Below are 18401 nucleotides of genomic sequence, written 5' to 3'. Positions count from 1 at the left end.
TCTCCCAGTCGGTCCGGCTCCGCGCGGGTCACGCGCGGAACTCGCGGTCGATGAGGTCGAACAGTTCGTCGTCGCTCGCGGTGTCCAATGCCTTCCCCGCTGCCGAAGCGGCGCTCAGCTCCGCCAACAGCGTCGAAATCCGCTCAGCCAGCCGGCCCCGATCTCCCGCGCGGCTTCCACGCACTCGACCGATCAGCCGGTCCAGCTCGACGAGCAGGTCGTCACCGTCCCGGTCCTCGTCCTCGGGCGCGTCCGACGCCAGCAGCTCTCCCAGGTAGCGGGCCAGCGCCCGCACAGTCGGGTGGTCGAAGGCAAGGGTGCTCGGCAGTGACAGCCCGCAGGCCGTGCCGAGCCGCGTCCGCAGATCGAGCGCGGTCAACGAGTCCAGACCCAGTTCCATCAGCCCGCGGTCGGCGTCGACCGCGCTCACCGGAGTGACCAGGACGTCGGCGACGACGGCGCGGACGTACTCGACCAATGCCGTCTCGCGATCCGCCGGTGCGAGCCCGACGAACCTCCGCACCGGGTCTTCAGGAGCCGGCCCGACTTGCCGCACCGAATCGGGCACCAGGTCGCGCAGCACGGGGGCCAATCCCGGGCCTGTCTGCAAGGCCGCACGGTCCACCCTGGCGGGGATCAGCACAGGTCCACCATGGGTGAGCGCGGCGTCGAGCAAGGCCAGTGCCTGGCCGGTGGCCATCGGCCGAATGCCGCTCCGGGCGATCCTCGCGCGGTCGGCCTCGCCGAGCGCCGAGGTCAGGCCACTGCTGTCGGCCCACAGGCCCCATGACAACGAGATGGCGGGCAGTCCGATCGAGCGACGCATCTCGGCAAGCCCGTCCAAACCCGCGTTGGCCGCCGCATACGCGGCCTGCCCGGCGTTGCCGATCACGCCGGCGATCGAGGAGAACAGCACGAACGCGGTCAGCGGGCGCTCTCGGGTGAGTTCGTGCAGGTACCACGCCGCAGTGAGCTTAGGCCGCAGCACCGCCTCTACTTGGTCCGCGGTGAGCGAGCCGACCAAGCCGTCGCCAGTGACACCGGCGACATGAACGACCGCGGTCACCGAGTGGTCGGTCAATAGGGCTGCCAGCGCGGACCGGTCTCCCACGTCGCATTTCGCGAACGTGACTTCCGCACCACGCCCGGTAAGCTCAGCAGCTAGTTCGGCGGCGCCGGGTGCCGCCGAACCGGACCGGCTGATCAGCACCAGCCGCCGTGTTCCGTGCGCGTCGACCAGGTGCCGGGCGACCGAGCGGCCTAACGTGCCCGTCGCACCGGTGACGAGAACGGTGCCGCCAAGCTCTGGCACCCGCTCCGCCCCGGTCGAGGCGGGGACCAAGCGGGGAACGCGCAGCCCGGCGGCGCGCACGGCCACCTCCGGCTCGTCACTCCCCACTGCTGCGGCGAGCAGGTCGATGGGCACCGGGCCCTCAGCGGGGAGGTCGACCACGGCGACCCGATCGGGATGTTCGCTGCGAGCAGTACGCAGCAGGCCCCACACGGCCGCGCCCACGGGGTTCGGCGTCTCGCCGGGTTCAACTCTGACCGCTCCCCGGGTCAGCACCACGAGGCGGTCGCCGGACTGGTCGGCCACCCACTCCCGAACGGTGGCCGCGGTCTGCAGCAGCACGTCCTGGAAAGCCGCAGGCAGGTCGCCCGTCACATCCGGGACGTGGAACACCACCTCGGGAGTGGGATTCTCGGCGGCTCGCAGCGTGGCCAAGTCGGGGTGGCACACCGCACCGTCGAAGGGCGGCACGGTCGCGCCCACCACAGCCGTCGCGGGCAGTTCACCGCGCACCGCGCGAAGAGGTCGCCAGTCGACGACGTGCAGCGAGCCCGATCCGGCCGCGCCTACCAGCAAGGCGGGATCGACTGGGCGCAGGGTCAGCAGGGCGCTCAGCACAGGCCGATCCGCGCTGTCTGTGACGAGCAACGAGGCGGTGTCTGCGCCCGTGTCCCGCAGCCGCACCCGCAGCTTCGTCGCGGTGCTGGCGGTGAGGCGCGCCCGAGCCCAGGAGAACGGGAGCCGAGCGCGGGCACCCTCACCACCCGCGTCCGCGCCCAAGGCGTGCAGCGCCGCATCGAGCAGGGCCGGGTGAGCAGAGAACCCGGAGGACTCAACCCCGGGCAGCTCCACCTCGGCGTAGCGCACGCTGTCACCGCGCCAGAGAGCGGTAACGCCGCGGAACGCCGGACCGTAGCCGTGGCCGAGCGCGTCAAGCGCATCGTAGAGCGTATCGACCGACACGGTGGTCACGCCGGGCGGTGGCCACGTGCCTGTGGACGTGTCAACGTCGTCGATCGCGGTCCGCGCGACCCCGGAGGCGTGCCGAGTCCACCGGCTCCCATCCGTACTGGAATGCAGGGACACCGCCGCGGAGCCCGAACCGTCGGGCGCCGCGACGACCAGTTGTAGTTGCACAGTGTTGTCCGTATCGAGCAGCACCGGGTTCTCCAGCATTAAGTCGTCAACGACAGGCAAGCCACACTCCGCTGCGGCGGTGGCCACCACCTCCAGCACGGCGGTGCCAGGTAGCAGCGCGACATCGAATACGGTGTGTTCGGCCAGCCAGGGGTGCTCCGCCAGCCGCACCTGACCGGTGAACACGGTGTCGCCGCCCGCAGCCAAGACGACTGCCCTGTCCAGGAAGGGGTGCACGCGAGACCTACCCGCAGGTTCCTCCTGAGGGACGTCGAGCCAATAGTCCCGGTGTTGGAATGCATAAGTGGGCAGCGGTACACGATGACCATTTGCCAGCGCACCGATGTCGACCCGTACACCCGTGGCGAACAACTCGCCAAGAGTGGCCACCGCATGCGCCGCCTCCTGCTCGCCCTTGCGCGTCAGCGACAGCACCACCTCGTCATCGTCGAGATTGGCCTCGATCAGGCCGGCCAGCGAGCCGTCAGGGCTCATGTCCACGAAGGCATCGACACCGAGATCACGTGCGGTCCGGACGGCGTCGCCGAACCGGACTACGCCCATGGCCTGGTCACGCCAGTACCCGGCCGTCCCGAAGGTGTCCGCGTCGGCGACCTCGCCGGTCAGCGTCGAAACGATCGGGATGACAGGCAGGCGCGGGCGCAGCGCGTCCGCCACACCCTTCAAGCCGTCGACGGCGGGGGCCATCATTGGCGAATGGAAGGCGTGCGAGACGTCCAGGCGACGGACCCTCACGCCTGATTCGATCAGAACTCCACCGACTCGCTCGACCGCCTCGACCGGTCCCGAGACGACGACCGAGCGGGGTGAGTTCACCGCAGCGATCGTCAGTCCATCGATCAACAGGGGCTCGACCACGTCCGGTCCGGCAGCCACCGCCGTCATCGCACCGCCCTCGGGCAGAGCGTCCATCAAGGCACCCCTGGCGATCACGAGCCGAACACCGTCTTCAACGAGGAGCACACCGGACACGCACGCCGCGACGATTTCTCCGACGGAGTGGCCCACCAGCAGGTCAGGGACAACACCCCACGAAAGCAAGAGTCGGCACGCGCCCAAGCCGTGGGCGAACAGCGCGATCTGCGCATAGCGGGTCCGTCGCAGGTCGCCGTCCAACCCCGCCAGCACGTCGCGCAGCCGGCAACCGAGCAAATCGTCGGCCACCGCGCAGACCTCGTCAACTGCGGCGTTGTACTCGTCGAACGCGGCCAAGCCGGAGCCCATGCCAGCCCACTGTGCCCCCTGACCCGCGAAGACGAGACCAACTCGCCTGCCGGGCCTCGCTCGTCCGGTGCGGGTGCCCACACGGGGTCGCCCCTCCGCCAAGGCGGTGAGTCCGGCGAGCAGTTCGGCGCGGTCCGCCCCGACCACGACCGCGCGGTGGTCGAACGCGGTGCGCGATGTGGCCAACGAGTGCGCCACGTCTTGCTCCACCCAGTCGTGCTTGGCGACCGCGTCGGCGAGCCGCACGGCTTGCGCCCGCAGCGCGCGTTCCGATCGCGCGGACAGCACCCAAGGCACCGGCGTGGCGCGACGGGTCACAGGTCCCGGCTCTGCGGTGTCCTCAGCCTGTTCGAGGATGAGGTGCGCGTTGGTGCCGCTGATGCCGAACGACGACACGGCGGCCCGGCGCGGGCGGCCTGTCTCCGGCCACGCCATGTTTTCTCGGACGACGTGCACCGCGCCTGAGGTCCAGTCCACGTGCGGGGTCAATTCTTCCGCGTGCAACGACTTCGGGACGACTCCGTGACGCATCGCGGCTACCACTTTGATCACGCCGCCGACGCCCGCGGCCGCCTGCGCGTGGCCTATGTTCGACTTCAATGACCCGACCAAGAGCGGCAACGCGGAACCGCGCTGACCGTAGGTCGCCAGCAGAGCGCCCGCCTCAATCGGGTCGCCGAGCCTGGTACCCGTTCCGTGCGCCTCCACCACGTCGACATCCGCCGCAGTCAGGCCGGCGTCGGCGAGGGACAAGCGGATGACGCGCTCCTGGGCCGGGCCGTTCGGCGCGGTCATGCCGTTCGACGCGCCGTCCTGGTTGATTGCGGAGCCCCGCACCACGGCTAGGACGTTGTGGCCTAGGCGCCGCGCGTCACTCAGCCGCTCCAAGACAACGACGCCAACGCCTTCCGAGAAGCCCGTTCCGTCCGCACCCGCGCCGAAGGCGCGGCACCGACCATCGGCCGACAGGCCGTTCTGCCGGCTGAACTCCACATACGTGGCCGGTGTGGCCATCACCGTCACGCCACCTGCCACAGCCAGCGAGCACTCACCACGCCGCAGCGACTGCGCGGCCAGGTGCATCGCCACCAGCGACGACGAACATGCGGTGTCGACGGTGAGCGCGGGCCCCTCGAAGCCGAACGTGTAGGCCACGCGGCCCGAGGCGACGCTAGGAGCGCTGCCGTTCACCACGTAGCCCTCCAGCTCTGCGGGCGCGGTGTGGACGCGTGCTCCGTAGTCGCTGTACATGACTCCGGCGAACACACCCGTGTCACTGCCTCTGAGCGCACTAGGATCAAGGCCGCCGTCTTCTAACGCCTCCCATACGACTTCCAGCAACAGCCGCTGCTGCGGATCGGTGGCCAACGCCTCGCGCCCGCTCATGCCGAAGAACTCGGCGTCGAAACCAGCCGCGTCGTAAAGGAATCCACCGTGCCGGGTGTACGAGGTCCCGACGTGGGCAGGGTCTGGGTTGTGCAGCGAATCGAGCGGCCAGCCGCGGTTGGCGGGGAACTCGCCGATCGCATCCCCGCCGCGGGATACCAGGTCCCACAACGCCTCCGGGGAGTCCGCCCCTCCGGGGTAGCGGCACGCCATGGCGACAATCGCGATCGGTTCGTCGATGGCACTCGGCCGGACCGCGACCGAAGGGACGGTCGCGCCTAGGAATTCTGCTATCAGCAGGTCTGTCACCGCCGCGGGCGTCGGTTGATCGAACACCAAGGTCGCGGGGAGGGGCAGCCCGGTGGCGGATTCCAGCCGGTTGCGGAACTCGATGCCCGTCAACGAGTCGAATCCGAGCGTGCTGAAGTTCTCGTCCGGAAGTACGGCCGCGGCGCTGTCGTGCCCCAGAACCGTAGCGGCGTGCTCGCGTACGAGATGCAGCAGCAGGGCATGGGCATCGGCTCGGGGAAGTTCTCTGATCTGGGCGGCGAGGTCCCCGATGCGCGGGGGCGATGCGGTCCGGAACGGGATGATCCCGCGCAGGACGGACGGTAGGTCGTCGGATGCGTGCAGCGCCGCGCGGTCGAATCGGCTGGGTACGAGTACGGTCCCGCCGTGCGCCATGGCAGTGTCGAAGAGCGTCAGGGCTTCATCGGCGGTCATCGGGACCAGGCCGGAGCGACGCAGTCGAGTCAGTCCTGCCGGGGACAGACCACCGGCCATCCCGCCGCCGACGTCCCAGGCACCCCAGGCGAGCGACACGCCGGGCAGCCCCTGGGCACGCCGCCAAGCCGCGAGCCCGTCGAGGAAGCCGTTAGCCGCGCCGTACGCGGCTTGACCACCTGTACCGATAACGCCGGTCACCGAGGAGAACAACACGAAGGCGGATACACCGAACTCTACCGCCAGTTCATGCAGGGCCCACCCGCCGTCGACCTTGGGCCGCAGCACGCCGGCGAGCCTGTCGCCGTCCAAACCGGACAGTGTGGCGTCGTCGAGCACGCCTGCGGCGTGGACCACACCAGTGACGCCGAAGTCCTCGAAAACCTGCCGTAGACCGTCGCGGTCCGTGACATCACAGGCGATGCCAATGATCCCCGGGCCTCCGCCGGCACCTGACCGCGATACCAGCACCACTCGGCCAACACCATGCGCATCGATCAACCGGCGTGCCACCAGACCGGCCAATCGCCCCGAACCACCCGACACCAGCACTGTCTTCCCGAAACGAACCCTGGTCCCGTCCCCGGTGGCCCGCGTGACCCTTGGTACGAGCACTCGCTCGCGCACCGCGATTTGGGGCTCTCCGGTCCCCAAGGCTTCGGCAAGGGCATGGTCCGAGAGATCGCCAGGTGCGTCGACCAGAACGATCCGCCCAGGGTGTTCGATCTGCGCGGAGCGCACGAAGCCCCACACCGCAGCGGCGGCGGGGTCCACCGCGTCGCCCTCAACCGCAGCGATCCCGCTGGAGGTCACAACGACCAGCGCATCATCGCCATGGACCACGTGATTGCGGACTTGGTCCAACACGAAGCTCACGGCCGCGTGCGTCGCCTCGACCACCGGTCCGTTCTGGGGCGGGCACCGCACGACGACCGCACCGCCAAGGTCGCCGCCGCGGGTCTCGACAGGAACCCAGTCGAGGACGTGCAGCCCGTCAATGGCTGCCTGGCCACCGAGGGTGGCCGGGTCGACCGCGCGCAGCGTGAGTGACTCCACGCGCAGCACAGGCGTACCTTGCTCATCCACGGCGGTCACCGAGAAAGAGTCCGGGCCAGCCGGGGTTACGCGCACTCGTAACACCTCAGTCGTAGACGGAACGACAGTCGTGCCCCGCCAGGCGAACGGCACAGACGGCCACTGGCCAGAGGTGAGAGCGAGCCGGTCAAGCAGCAGGGCGTGCAACGCGGCGTCTAGGACAGCCGGGTGCGCAGAAAAACCATTCGCCGCTATCGCGGGCACGCGCACCTCGGCGAACAGCACGTCGCCGCTGTGCCATGCAGCGTGCAGGCCGCGGAAGTGACCATCGTACTCGTAGCCGCAGTCAGCGAACGCCTCGTAGACGCCGTCAAGGTCAATAGGTTCAGCGTCGGCGGGTGGATAACAGGACTGGACGACGCCGAGCGCGGCGGTTCGCGCTACCAGAGCGCCGGAGGCGTGCCGTTGCCACGGATGATCGCCGTCGATGCGCCGGGAGTGCACGCTAACCGAGCGGGTGCCCGCTTCCGCTGGGGCACCCACGACGACCTGTAGGGCGAGGTCGTCGCCGATCAACGGCGCCTCCAGCACCAGGTCGGCCACCACTGGCGTGCCGGTGACAGCGCCTGCCGAGGCGACCAACTCCACGATCCCGGCCGCTGGGTAGACGGCGACACCGGACAGGCGGTGGTCCGCGAGCCAGGGGTGCACCGCGGTGGACAACCGCCCAGTGAACACCGTCGCCCCGCTGTCGGCGAGCGCGACCGACGCCGCGAGGAGCGGGTGAACCCCGGCGGACAGCCCTGCATCGGACAGATCGCCAGGTTCGGCGAACGAGTCCAGCCAGAAGCGCTTGCGCTGGAAAGCGTACGTGGGTGCTTGCACGAGCTGGCCGCGACCGAACCGGGTGCGGTCCACTCCGAACCCGGCCACGTACGCTCTGGCGATCCCACGCAGGAAAGCCTCGGCCTCGGGCTGCCCCCGACGGGAGAGTTGGAGGACGGTCGTCCCAGCCACCGAACTGGCCTCGATCAACCCTGCGAGCGAGCCGTCTGGGCTCATGTCGAAGACCGCGTCGACGCCCAGGTTGCGCAGTGCCGCGACGGCGTCGCCGAAGCGGACCGCGCTCCGTGCCTGCGCACGCCAGTAACCGGCGGTGCCAAAGGAACCAGTTTCCGCGAGCTCACCAGTCAGGGTTGACACCACCGGGATCTGGGCGTCCGCAAGCGGGATGGCGGCCGCAGCCCGGACGAGTTCATCGAGTGCCGGCTCCATCAGCGGCGAGTGGAAGGCGTGCGACACCGCCAGCTGTCGCACGCGGACCCCGGTCGCGGCGAGCCGGTCGACGACGCGATCGACTCCCGCCGCTACGCCGGAGAGCACCACCGAACCGGGCGAGTTGACCGCGGCGATCACCACACCATCGACGAGTAGCGGCACTACAGCGTCGACAGGGGCCGCTACGGCGGCCATCGCACCGCCGTCGGGCAGGGCGTCCATCAGGCCAGCACGGGCCACCACCAGTCGAACCGCATCGACGACCGTGAGCACCCCGGACACACAGGCCGCGACGATCTCGCCGACCGAGTGCCCGAGCAGCGCGGCCGGGACAATCCCCCAGGACCCGACCAAACGGGCCAAGGCGTAGCCATGCGCGAAGAGCGCCACCTGGGCGTAGCGGGTTCGTTCGAGGCCGTCGCCGGATGCCATCACCTCACGCAGGGATCGGCCCAGCGACTCGTCGGCGACCAGGCACACCTCGTCCAGTGCGTTGGCGAAGGCAGGGAAGGCGTCCAACCCGTTTCCCATGCCCGCCAGCTGCGCGCCTTGGCCAGGAAACACCAGGGCGACCCGACGCGGGGATGTGGCCTGTGCTACTGCGGTGTCTTCGGTCGGGCGTCCTGCGGCCACAGCGGTCGCGGCGGTGCGCAGAGCCTCGACCGAATCGCCTAGTAGGACGGCCCGGTGCGGCAGTTCGGCTCGCGCGGAGGCGAGAGTATGGGCGAGGTCGCCAAGAGCAGGAAGATCCTCCGCGTCTAGGAACTCGCGCAGCCGAGCGGCCTGACCGCGTAGGGCGGCCTCGCTGTGCCCGCTGATCACCAATCCAGCCGCGTCGGCCGGCTCGGTCGCGTTCAGGGGCTCCAGGTCGGGTTGTTCGAGGATGAGGTGCGCGTTCGTGCCGCTGATGCCGAACGACGACACCGCGCCCCGTCGTGGCCGGCCGGTCTCCGGCCAGGTCACGTTCTGCCGGACGACATCCACGGCACCGGAAGCCCAGTCCACGTGCTGGGACAACGTCTCCACGTGGAGAGACCTCGGCACCACCCCTCGACGTAGCGCTTCGACCAACTTGATCACACCACCGACACCGGCAGCGGCCTGCGTGTGGCCGATGTTCGACTTCAACGCCCCCACCAGTAGCGGGGTGCCCGACTCGCGCTGTCCGTACGTCGCCAGCAGTGCCCCCGCCTCGATCGGATCACCCAGCTTCGTCCCCGTGCCATGCGCTTCCACCACGTCGACGTCCGCGAAGGTCAGGCCGGCGTCAGCGAGCGCCGTCCGGATCACCCTTTCCTGCGCGGGACCGTTCGGCACCGTCAAGCCGTTCGAGGCCCCGTCCTGATTCACCGCAGAACCGCGCACCACCGCCAGCACCCGGTGTCCCAGTCGCCGTGCATCACTCAGCCGCTCCAAGACGACGACGCCTACGCCTTCGGCGAAGCCGGTGCCGTCCGCGTCCGCGCCGAACGCCCGGCACCGGCCGTCGCTCGACAGGCCGTTCTGCCTACTGAACTCCACGAAGGTGTTCGGCGTAGCCATCACGGTCACGCCACCCGCCAGCGCCAGCGAGGATTCGCCCCGCCGCAGGGACTGCACGGCGAGGTGCATGGCCACCAGCGAGGACGAGCAGGCGGTGTCGACCGACACAGCGGGTCCCTCGAAGCCGAAGGTGTAGGCGATGCGCCCAGAGGCGACGCTGCCGTAGCTGCCGTTGCGGAGGTAGCCCGCCAGTTCGGGCGGTGGCGTGCGGAAGCGGGCGGCGTAGTCGTTGTACATGATCCCCGCGAAGACGCCAGTGTCGGTGCCACGCAGCACCTTCGGGTCGATGCCTGCGGACTCGAGAGCTTCCCAGACGACCTCCAGCAGCAGCCGCTGCTGCGGATCGGTGGCCAACGCCTCACGTGGGCTCATGCCGAAGAACTGGGCGTCGAAATCCGCAGCGTCGTAGAGGAATCCACCGCGGCGGGTGGAGATCCCGTCGGCGCGCCGGCCGCCTGGGTCGAAGCGGCGGTCAACTTCCCAGCCGCGGTCGGTCGGGAAGTCGGACACCGCTTCCCTGCCTGAGACAACGAAGTCCCATAGATCGGCGGCGGAACGCACCCCACCGGGAAAGCGACAGCCCATGCCGACGATTACCACCGAGTCGTCGTCGTCAGCAGAGGCGACCGCAGGCGCGGGTACCGCCGCGGTACCTGTGATTTGGTCACGGAGCAAGCCGACCAGCTGCTCAGGGGTAGGGTGGTCGAACACGAGTGTGGATGCCAGGCGCAGGCCGGTCACGGCGTTGAGCCGGTTGCGCAACTCGACGGCGGTGAGCGAGTCGAAGCCGAGTTCCTTGAAGGTGCGGTGGAACTCCACCTCGTCGTCGGCGTCGCGACCGAGAACAACGGAGACCTGGGCGCGCACGAGGTTCAGCAGGCGCGCGTCGCGATCTGCAGGCGACAGCGCCGCGAGGGATGCGGTCCAGGTCTCGGGTTCGTCGTGCTCGACAACCCGTCGGGCAGTTTTCCGGACCAGCCCGCCGTAGACCGACGGCAGCACACCGGCGGAGGCCTGTTCGTGCAGCACGTGCACATCGAAAGCGGCGGGCACCACGATTGCGCCGCCGTCGCGCAACGCGGCGTCGAACAGCGCCAACGCGTGCGAGGTGCTCATCGGGATCAAGCCCATCCGCTGGAGTCTTCCGTGGTCCGCCTGAGACAGGTTGCCGGTCATCCCGGTGCCAACGCCCCAGAGCCCCCAGGCCAACGAGACGGCGGGCAGACCGAGGGATCGGCGGTACCGGGCGAGCCCGTCGAGGAAACCGTTCGCCGCGGTGTAGGCGGCCTGACCGGCCGAACCGACGATTCCGGTGATCGAGGAGAACATCACGAACGCGGTGACCCCGAATTCCTGGGCCAGTTCGTGCAGAACCCAACCGCCGTCGACCTTGGGCAGCAGCACGCGCGCGAGCCGTTCCTGGTCCAAGCCGGTTAGCGTCACGTCGTCCAGCACACCCGCCGCGTGCACGACGCCGGTCACGCCGAACTCCTCGAAGACTTCCCTTAAACCATCGCGGTCGGTGACGTCACAGGGGACGCCGACAATCCCCGGCCCCGTGCCCGCGCCGGAACGTGAAACCAGTACGACCCGCTCAACCCCGTGCTCGTCGAGCAGTCGACGCGCCACCAAGCCGGCCAGGACGCCGGACCCGCCCGACACCAGAACTGTGCCACCGAAGTGGACGTCGGCGACGGGGTGCCCACCGGCCCGGGTCAATCGGGGCACTCGCGCCCCTCCGGCGTCCAGTGCCACCTGGGGTTCGCCGAGCGCGGCCGCGCGGGCGACGACCTGGTCGGCGATACCGGGAGGACCGTCGACGAGCACGACCCGGTTCGGGTGTTCCGCCTGGATGGTGCGCACCAGGCCCCACACCGCCGACGCAACGAGATCGACAGGTTCGGCACCGGGACCCACGCCGGAGGTCACGACGGCTACACGCGCGGAGCCGTCGACGACCCGTTTCTTCAGATCCGCCACGAGCGCGGCGGTGGTCTCGTGCACGTCGCCGACTACGTCAGCATCAACGGGGTGCGCCCCGACGCGAACGACCTCCACAAGGGCCCTGTCCGGATTCTCGGGCAGCGTCACGGGGACCCAGTGCACCTCGTGCACCGGCGGCTCCGGGCGCAGGGAGGCGGCGTCGACCGGGCGCATGACCAGCGAGTCGACCTCGGCGATGGGCAGGCCGGACCGGTCCTGCAGAACCAGCGAAACGGTGTCCGCCGAGATCCGCCTCAGTCGGACCCCGGTGGCGGTCGCGCCGGTTGCATACAGCCGTACCCCCGACCAGTGGAACGGCAGTGGGAGGTTCGCCAAGCTTGCTCGCGAACCGCCCGAGATCAGGCCGACCGCGTGCAGCGCGGCGTCCAGGAGAGCGGGATGGAGGTCAAAATTCGTCGCCTGCGCCTGCTGGCCCTCGTCCAGGATCAGGTCGGCGTAGACGTCGTCACCTATCCGCCATGCGCGGGCGAGCCCCTGAAAGGCGGGCCCGTACTCGTAGCCCTCGTCCGCCAACTCGGCGTAACGAGTGGTCAGGTCGATCTCGACGGCACCGGGTGGCGGCCACTCGGTCGGCATCGCGGTGCGGGGCGGCGCCGGAAGCGAGGCCAGACCGGTCGCGTGCCGGGTCCAAACGGCGGGCTCTTCCCCTTCGTCGCGGGAGTACACGCGCACCGGGCGCGCTCCGTCGTCCCGCGGAACGCCGACGACGACCTGCACCGCGACGGCGGTATCCGGGTCGAGGATCAGCGGCACCTCCAGTGTCAGCTCGGCCAAGTCGCCGACACCCGCACGACCGGCGGCGACCAGTGCCAACTCGACGAAGGCGGTGCCAGGCAGCAAAATCGTGCCGTTCACGGCATGGTCAGCGAGCCACTGGTCCGTGCGCAACGAGATCCGACCGGTGCAGAGAAGCTCGTCCTCGTCGGCCCGGAACACGAGCGCGCCGAGCATGGGGTGCTCGAGCCGGGTCAAACCCGCTGCCTCCGGCTCCGCTCGCGGCCCGGAGGCGGACAGCCAGTGGTGGCGGTGCTGGAAGGGATAAGTCGGCAGGTCGACGCGGGTGGTCGCGGGAAGCTTCCAATCAACCACTACACCGGCGGCATGGGCGGTGGCGAGGGAAAGCGCTAACCGGCCCGGGCCGCCGTCGTCACGACGCAGCGAGCCAGTGATAACGACACCGCGAACGTCGGCAGCCTCGGCGGTGTCCTGGACCGCAGAGGTCAGCACAGGGTGAGGGCTGACCTCGATGAATGTCCGGTACCTGTCGGCGAGCAAGAGCTGGACGGCCGACTCGAAGTGCACGGTCCGGCGCAGGTTGCGGTACCAGTATTCAGCGTCGAGGGCGGAGCCATCCAGGACTGAGCTGTCTACGGTGGAGTAGAGCGGCAGCGCACCTGTGGCGGGTTCCAGCCAGTCCAGCGCTGTGACCAGTTCCTCTCGCAGCCGTTCGACCTGGGGCGAGTGGGATGCGTAGTCCACGGGCAACCAGCGTGCGCGGTGACCTGCCGCCTCGCAGGTCGCGGCCAGTTCGGCCAGCGCGTCGAGCGCGCCCGCGACCACCGTGGCGCCGGCGGCGTTGCGGACAGCGATGTCGAGCTGGTCGGGCCACTGGGTGAGCAGTTCGCGCACTCGTTCCTCGGACAGCGCCACTGACAGCATCCCACCCTCACCAGATAGCACCGTGATGGTGGACGAGCGCAGTACGACCAGCCGTGCAGCGTCGTCGAGCGACAAGGCGCCCGCTACGCACGCGGCGGCGATCTCGCCCTGGGAGTGGCCCACCACGGCGTCGGGTTCGACCCCGGCCGCCTGCCAGTGCGCGGCCAGCGACACCATAAGAGCGAACAAGACAGGTTGCACCACGTCGACCCGGTCGAGAGAGGGCGCGCCCTCCGCACCGCGCACGACGTCCAACAGTGACCAGCCGGTGTGCGGGGCGAGCGCTGTGTCACATTCGCGCATGCGCTCCGCGAACGCACCGGGCACGTCCAGCAGATCGGCTCCCATGCCCACCCATTGAGTGCCCTGCCCAGGAAAGACGAACACCACTCGTCCTGGGTCGGCAGCACGTCCTGCCACCACATGGGCAGAGTCCACGCCGTCGACCAAGGCGGATAGACCGGCCCGGGCGGACGCGGCATCGTCCGCGACCACGACGGCCCGGTGCTCGTGCAGATCCCGATCGTGCACGAGCGCGCCGGCGACCGCGGTGAGGTGCCGGTCGTCATCAATCAGGTCGTGCAGTCCACCGGCGACCGCGCGCAACGCCGGAGGCGTCGCCGCGGACAACACCAGCGGAACCGGGGGTGTGACCGGTTCGACGGCCGCAGTCGCTTCCTCCGGGACCGCCTCAAGGATCAGGTGTGCGTTGGTGCCGCTGATTCCGAAGGACGACACGGCAGCACGGCGCGGACGCCCTGTGACCGGCCAGTCCGTGACCGTGCGCACCAACTCCACCGCACCCGAAGCCCAGTCCACATGCGGAGAAGGCTCAACAGCGTGCAAAGTAGGCGGGACGACACCATGACGCAGCGCCTCGACCATCTTGATCACACCACCGACCCCGGCCGCCGCCTGCGCATGCCCGATATTCGACTTCAACGAACCCAACAACAACGGCACACCATCACGCCGACCATAGGTCGCCAACAACGCACCCGCCTCGATCGGATCACCCAACCTCGTCCCCGTACCGTGCGCCTCCACCACATCCACGTCCGACACCGACAAACCCGCATCCACCAACGCCGACCGGATCACCCGCTCCTGCGCCACACCACTCGGCGCCGTCAACCCATTCGACGCACCATCGGAATTCACCGCCGAACCACGCACCACCGCCAACACCTCATGACCCAACCGACGCGCATCCGACAATCGCTCCAGAACAACGACACCCACACCCTCAGCCCACCCCGTCCCATCCGCACCCGCACCAAACGCCCTACAACGCCCGTCAACAGACAACCCACCCTGCTTGCTGAACTCGACGAACATGCCTGGATTGGCCAGCACCGCGACTCCGCCCGCGAGCGCGAGCGAGCACTCCCCCGACCGCAACGAGCGCACCGCCAAGTGCAAAGCCACCAACGACGACGAACACGCCGTGTCCACGGTCAGCGTTGGACCGCGCAGTCCCAACAGGTAGGAGATTCGGCCGGAGAGCATGCCGGCAGTGTTACCGGTCAGCAGATGGCCCCCGTCGTCCCCCGGTTCGTGCAGGCGAGGACCGTAGTCCTGGGCCATCGCACCGATGAACACACCGGTCGCGGTGTCGGCGAGGTGCGATGGGCGCACCCGCGCCCGCTCCAGCGCTTCCCACGTCACCTCTAGGAGTTGGCGCTGCTGGGGGTCCATTGCTACCGCTTCGCGGGGGCTGATGCCGAAGAACTCCGCATCGAACCCCGCGGCATCCGCGACGAAACCACCGCCGGTCGCGGCCGATCCTCCGCCCAGCAAGGCTTCGAGGTCCCAACCGCGGTCGTCGGGAAAAGGCCCGATGGCGTCGCGGCCGTCCAGGACGAATCGCCACAGATGCCCCGGGGATCGAATGTCCCCGGGATAGCGGCAACCCATGCCGACGATGGCGATCGGTTCGTTCGTGCCGGACGGGTTCGGGATCGGCGCGCTCCCGCTCGCGTCGGGCCGCATTGCCGCGATGTGAGCGGCAAGCCGTATGGGCGTGGGGTGGTCGAACAGAACGGTGCGGGCGAGTACCAGACCGGTCGCCTCGGTGAGCCGGTCCCGCAACTCCACGGCGCCCAGCGAGTCGAGGCCGAGGTCGTGGAACGTCCGGGTGCTCTCCACCGTGACCGCGTCTGCATGTCCGAGGACTGCGGCCGTCGCGACGCGAACCAAGTCGAGCAGCGTCCGCGGATCTGGCGCAGGAGTCGGCTCTGCCGTTTCAGCGGATGAGTCGAGGCGCAGGTCAGTCGCCTGCTCATGGACGACCTCCGGCCAATAGGTTTTGCGTTGGAAGGCGTACGTCGGCAGACGGACGCGACGTCCACCGCCGAGGGCTGACCAGTCCGGCTCTGTGCCGGCAACGAATGCCAGCCCGAGCCCGGTGGCGAACGCGACCGACTCGTCGGTGTTCTTTCGCAACAACGGGAAGGCTGCCGGTGCTTCACCGGTGGGAGACCCGTCGGCTGCGAGTGTCTCCGCGGCCAACGCGGATAGCGTGCCATCGGGACCGATCTCGACGAACGTCGTAACGCCCTGGTCACGAAGAGCCCGAACCGCATCGGCGAAGCGGACGGCGCGGCGGGCGTGATCCACCCAGTGGTCGGGGTCCGCGAGCTCACGGGTCCCAACCACGGTACCGGACACGGCGGAGACGAAGACCGGTCCTGGTTCGGCGAAGGTGCAGCCCGCCACCACCTCCCGGAACCTGGGTAGCACCGGGTCCACCAGCGGCGAGTGGAACGCATGGCTGACGCGGAGGTCTCGCGCCATCACGCCCCGAGCGGCGAGCACCGCGACCACCTCGGCGACCGCTTCTCCCGCGCCGGACACCACTACTGAGCCGGGTGTGTTGACCGCAGCGATCCCGACATCGGACCGTCCGGTGACGACGTCGAGAACCTCCTCCTCGGTCGCCGCGACCGCGATCATCCGTCCGCCCTGTGGCAGGGATTGCATGAGTCGACCACGTGCAGTCACAATCGCGGCGGCGTCCGCCAGCGACAGCACCCCCGCGACGTGCGCGGCGGCGATCTCGCCGACCGAGTGGCCCGACACCGCGTCCGGGAGCAGGCCGTGGTGCTCGGCGAGCCGGCACAGGGCCACTTGGAGGGCGAAGAGCGCGGGCTGGGTGTATTTGGTCTGCTCCAGCACACCGGCCGCGTCGGAGTTCTCGTCGAACAGCACTTCGCGGATCGGGCGGTCGAGGTGCGGATCCAGCGCTGTGGAGACCTCATCGAGCGCGGCGGCGAACACCGGGTGATCGCGGTGGAGGCCCGCTCCCATCATGGGACGCTGACTCCCCTGGCCCGAGAACAGAAACGCCACACGCCCCGATTGGCGGACGGCTCCCGTCACGACGGCTGGTGACGGCACGCTTGAGGCCAGTGCGGCCAGACCTTCCAGGAGAGCTGCGCGGTCCGTGCCGATCACGGCGGCGCGGTCGTCAAGATGGGTTCGGCGCAGTGCGAGTTCGTGTCCCACATCGGCGATATCAAGGTTCGCACGGTTGACCAAAGCAGCGTGAAGAGCCGCAGCTTGGGCACGCAGGCCGTCCGTCCCTCGAGCTGACACCGGCCACAGCGTCACGGGCGCTCGCACCCCTGCAGAGGCGACAGCCGCTCCGGCATCCGCGGGTGCGGCGGTGAGCACTAGGTGGCAGTTGGTGCCTCCCATGCCGAACGAGCTGACGCCTGCCACGGGCCGCCCAACGGAGGGCCAGTCGTCGGTGCTCTGCTGCACCGCCAGGTTCAGCTCGGACAGTGGGATGCGCGGGTTGGGGTTCTCGAAGTTGAGACTGGGCACCAGCTTTCGGTGTTGGAGAGCCAGCACTGCCTTTACCAGACCGACCAGACCCGCCGCACCCTCCAGGTGACCGACGTTGGTCTTGGCCGAACCGACCCGCAACGGCCGGTTCGGCTGCCGGGCACTGCCGAGCACCTCGCCGAGCGCCGCTGCCTCGACCGGGTCACCGACGGCCGTTCCGGTCCCGTGCAGTTCGACGTAGTCGACCTCGGCCGGGTCGACCCCTGCGTCGGCGTATGCCCGACGCAGCACATCGGCCTGTGCGGCAGCGCTGGGTACGGTCAGCCCCGGTGCTGGCCCGTCGTTGTTGAGCGCGCTGCCGAGAATCACCGCTTGAACGTCGTCGCCGTCGGCGAGGGCCGCGGTCAGTGGCTTGAGCAGGATAGCCACGCCGCCTTCACCGCGCACGTACCCGTTAGCCCGGGCGTCGAAGGTGTGGCTGTGACCGTCCGGGGACAGGCCGCCGAAACGCGCGGCGGCGAACGTGCTGTCGGGCACCAGGTTCAGGTTCACCGCTCCGACGAGCACGGCGGAGGACTCGCCTCGGCGGATGCTCTGGCACGCCAGGTGCACAGCCGTCAGAGCCGAGGACTGCGCCGAATCGACTGCAAGGCTGGGGCCGGTGAGACCGAGCGCGTGCGAGACGCGATTGGCAATGAGCCCTCGGCTGAGGCCAGTGAGAGTGTGCCTGCCGATCGCATCAACGCCCCCGCGGGCCAGCAGAGTGGCGTAGTCACTGCCCATCGTCCCGATGAACACCCCGACCCGGTTCAGCCGCCGCGGCGGGATCCCGGCGTCCTCGAAGGCCTGCCACGCCAGTTCGAGCATGATCCGCTGCTGTGGATCCATCGCGACCGCCTCGCGCGGACTGATGCCGAACAGCCCGGCGTCGAACTCTCGCACCCCCGCTATGAACCCACCCCGCCCCACTGGGTCGATATCTGCGCCGAGACGGTCCGCAGGCACGTCAGTGATCGCGTCGCGACCGGACTCCAGCAAGGCCCAGAACTCCTCGGGCGACGACGCGCCAGGTAGCCGGAAGGCGACACCCACCACAGCGACCGCACGATCCGCAGCAACACCAGCAGAGTCGGATGGCATCGCTGGTACACCCGCATCGAACATCGGCGCTCCCTTGAACGTATCGGCAGGCTCGGCCAAGCCACTACTGTGCAGACGGCAGCTAGCCCACGCCTAAAGCCGGTCGGCGGAGGTGGACGGGGCGAGGGTGGCCGACAACTAGACCCGCCGGTTGGGCGTGGTCGTGTTCACC

Annotated in this window: 1 protein-coding gene; it reads right to left on the bottom strand. The window is 69.3% G+C overall.

The genetic code is table 11. From position 1 onward, the window contains the following. Positions 1–28 precede the first annotated feature (28 nt). Positions 29–18289, bottom strand: coding sequence for an SDR family NAD(P)-dependent oxidoreductase (locus tag KZQ38_RS11790; protein WP_219441125.1), 18261 nt, complete (start codon positions 18287–18289; stop codon positions 29–31). Positions 18290–18401 lie beyond the last annotated feature (112 nt).

Origin of the sequence: Saccharothrix obliqua, assembly GCF_019375475.1 — a bacterium.
Lineage (GTDB): Bacteria > Actinomycetota > Actinomycetes > Mycobacteriales > Pseudonocardiaceae > Actinosynnema > Actinosynnema obliqua.
This window is presented reverse-complemented; position numbering and strand designations above follow the sequence as displayed.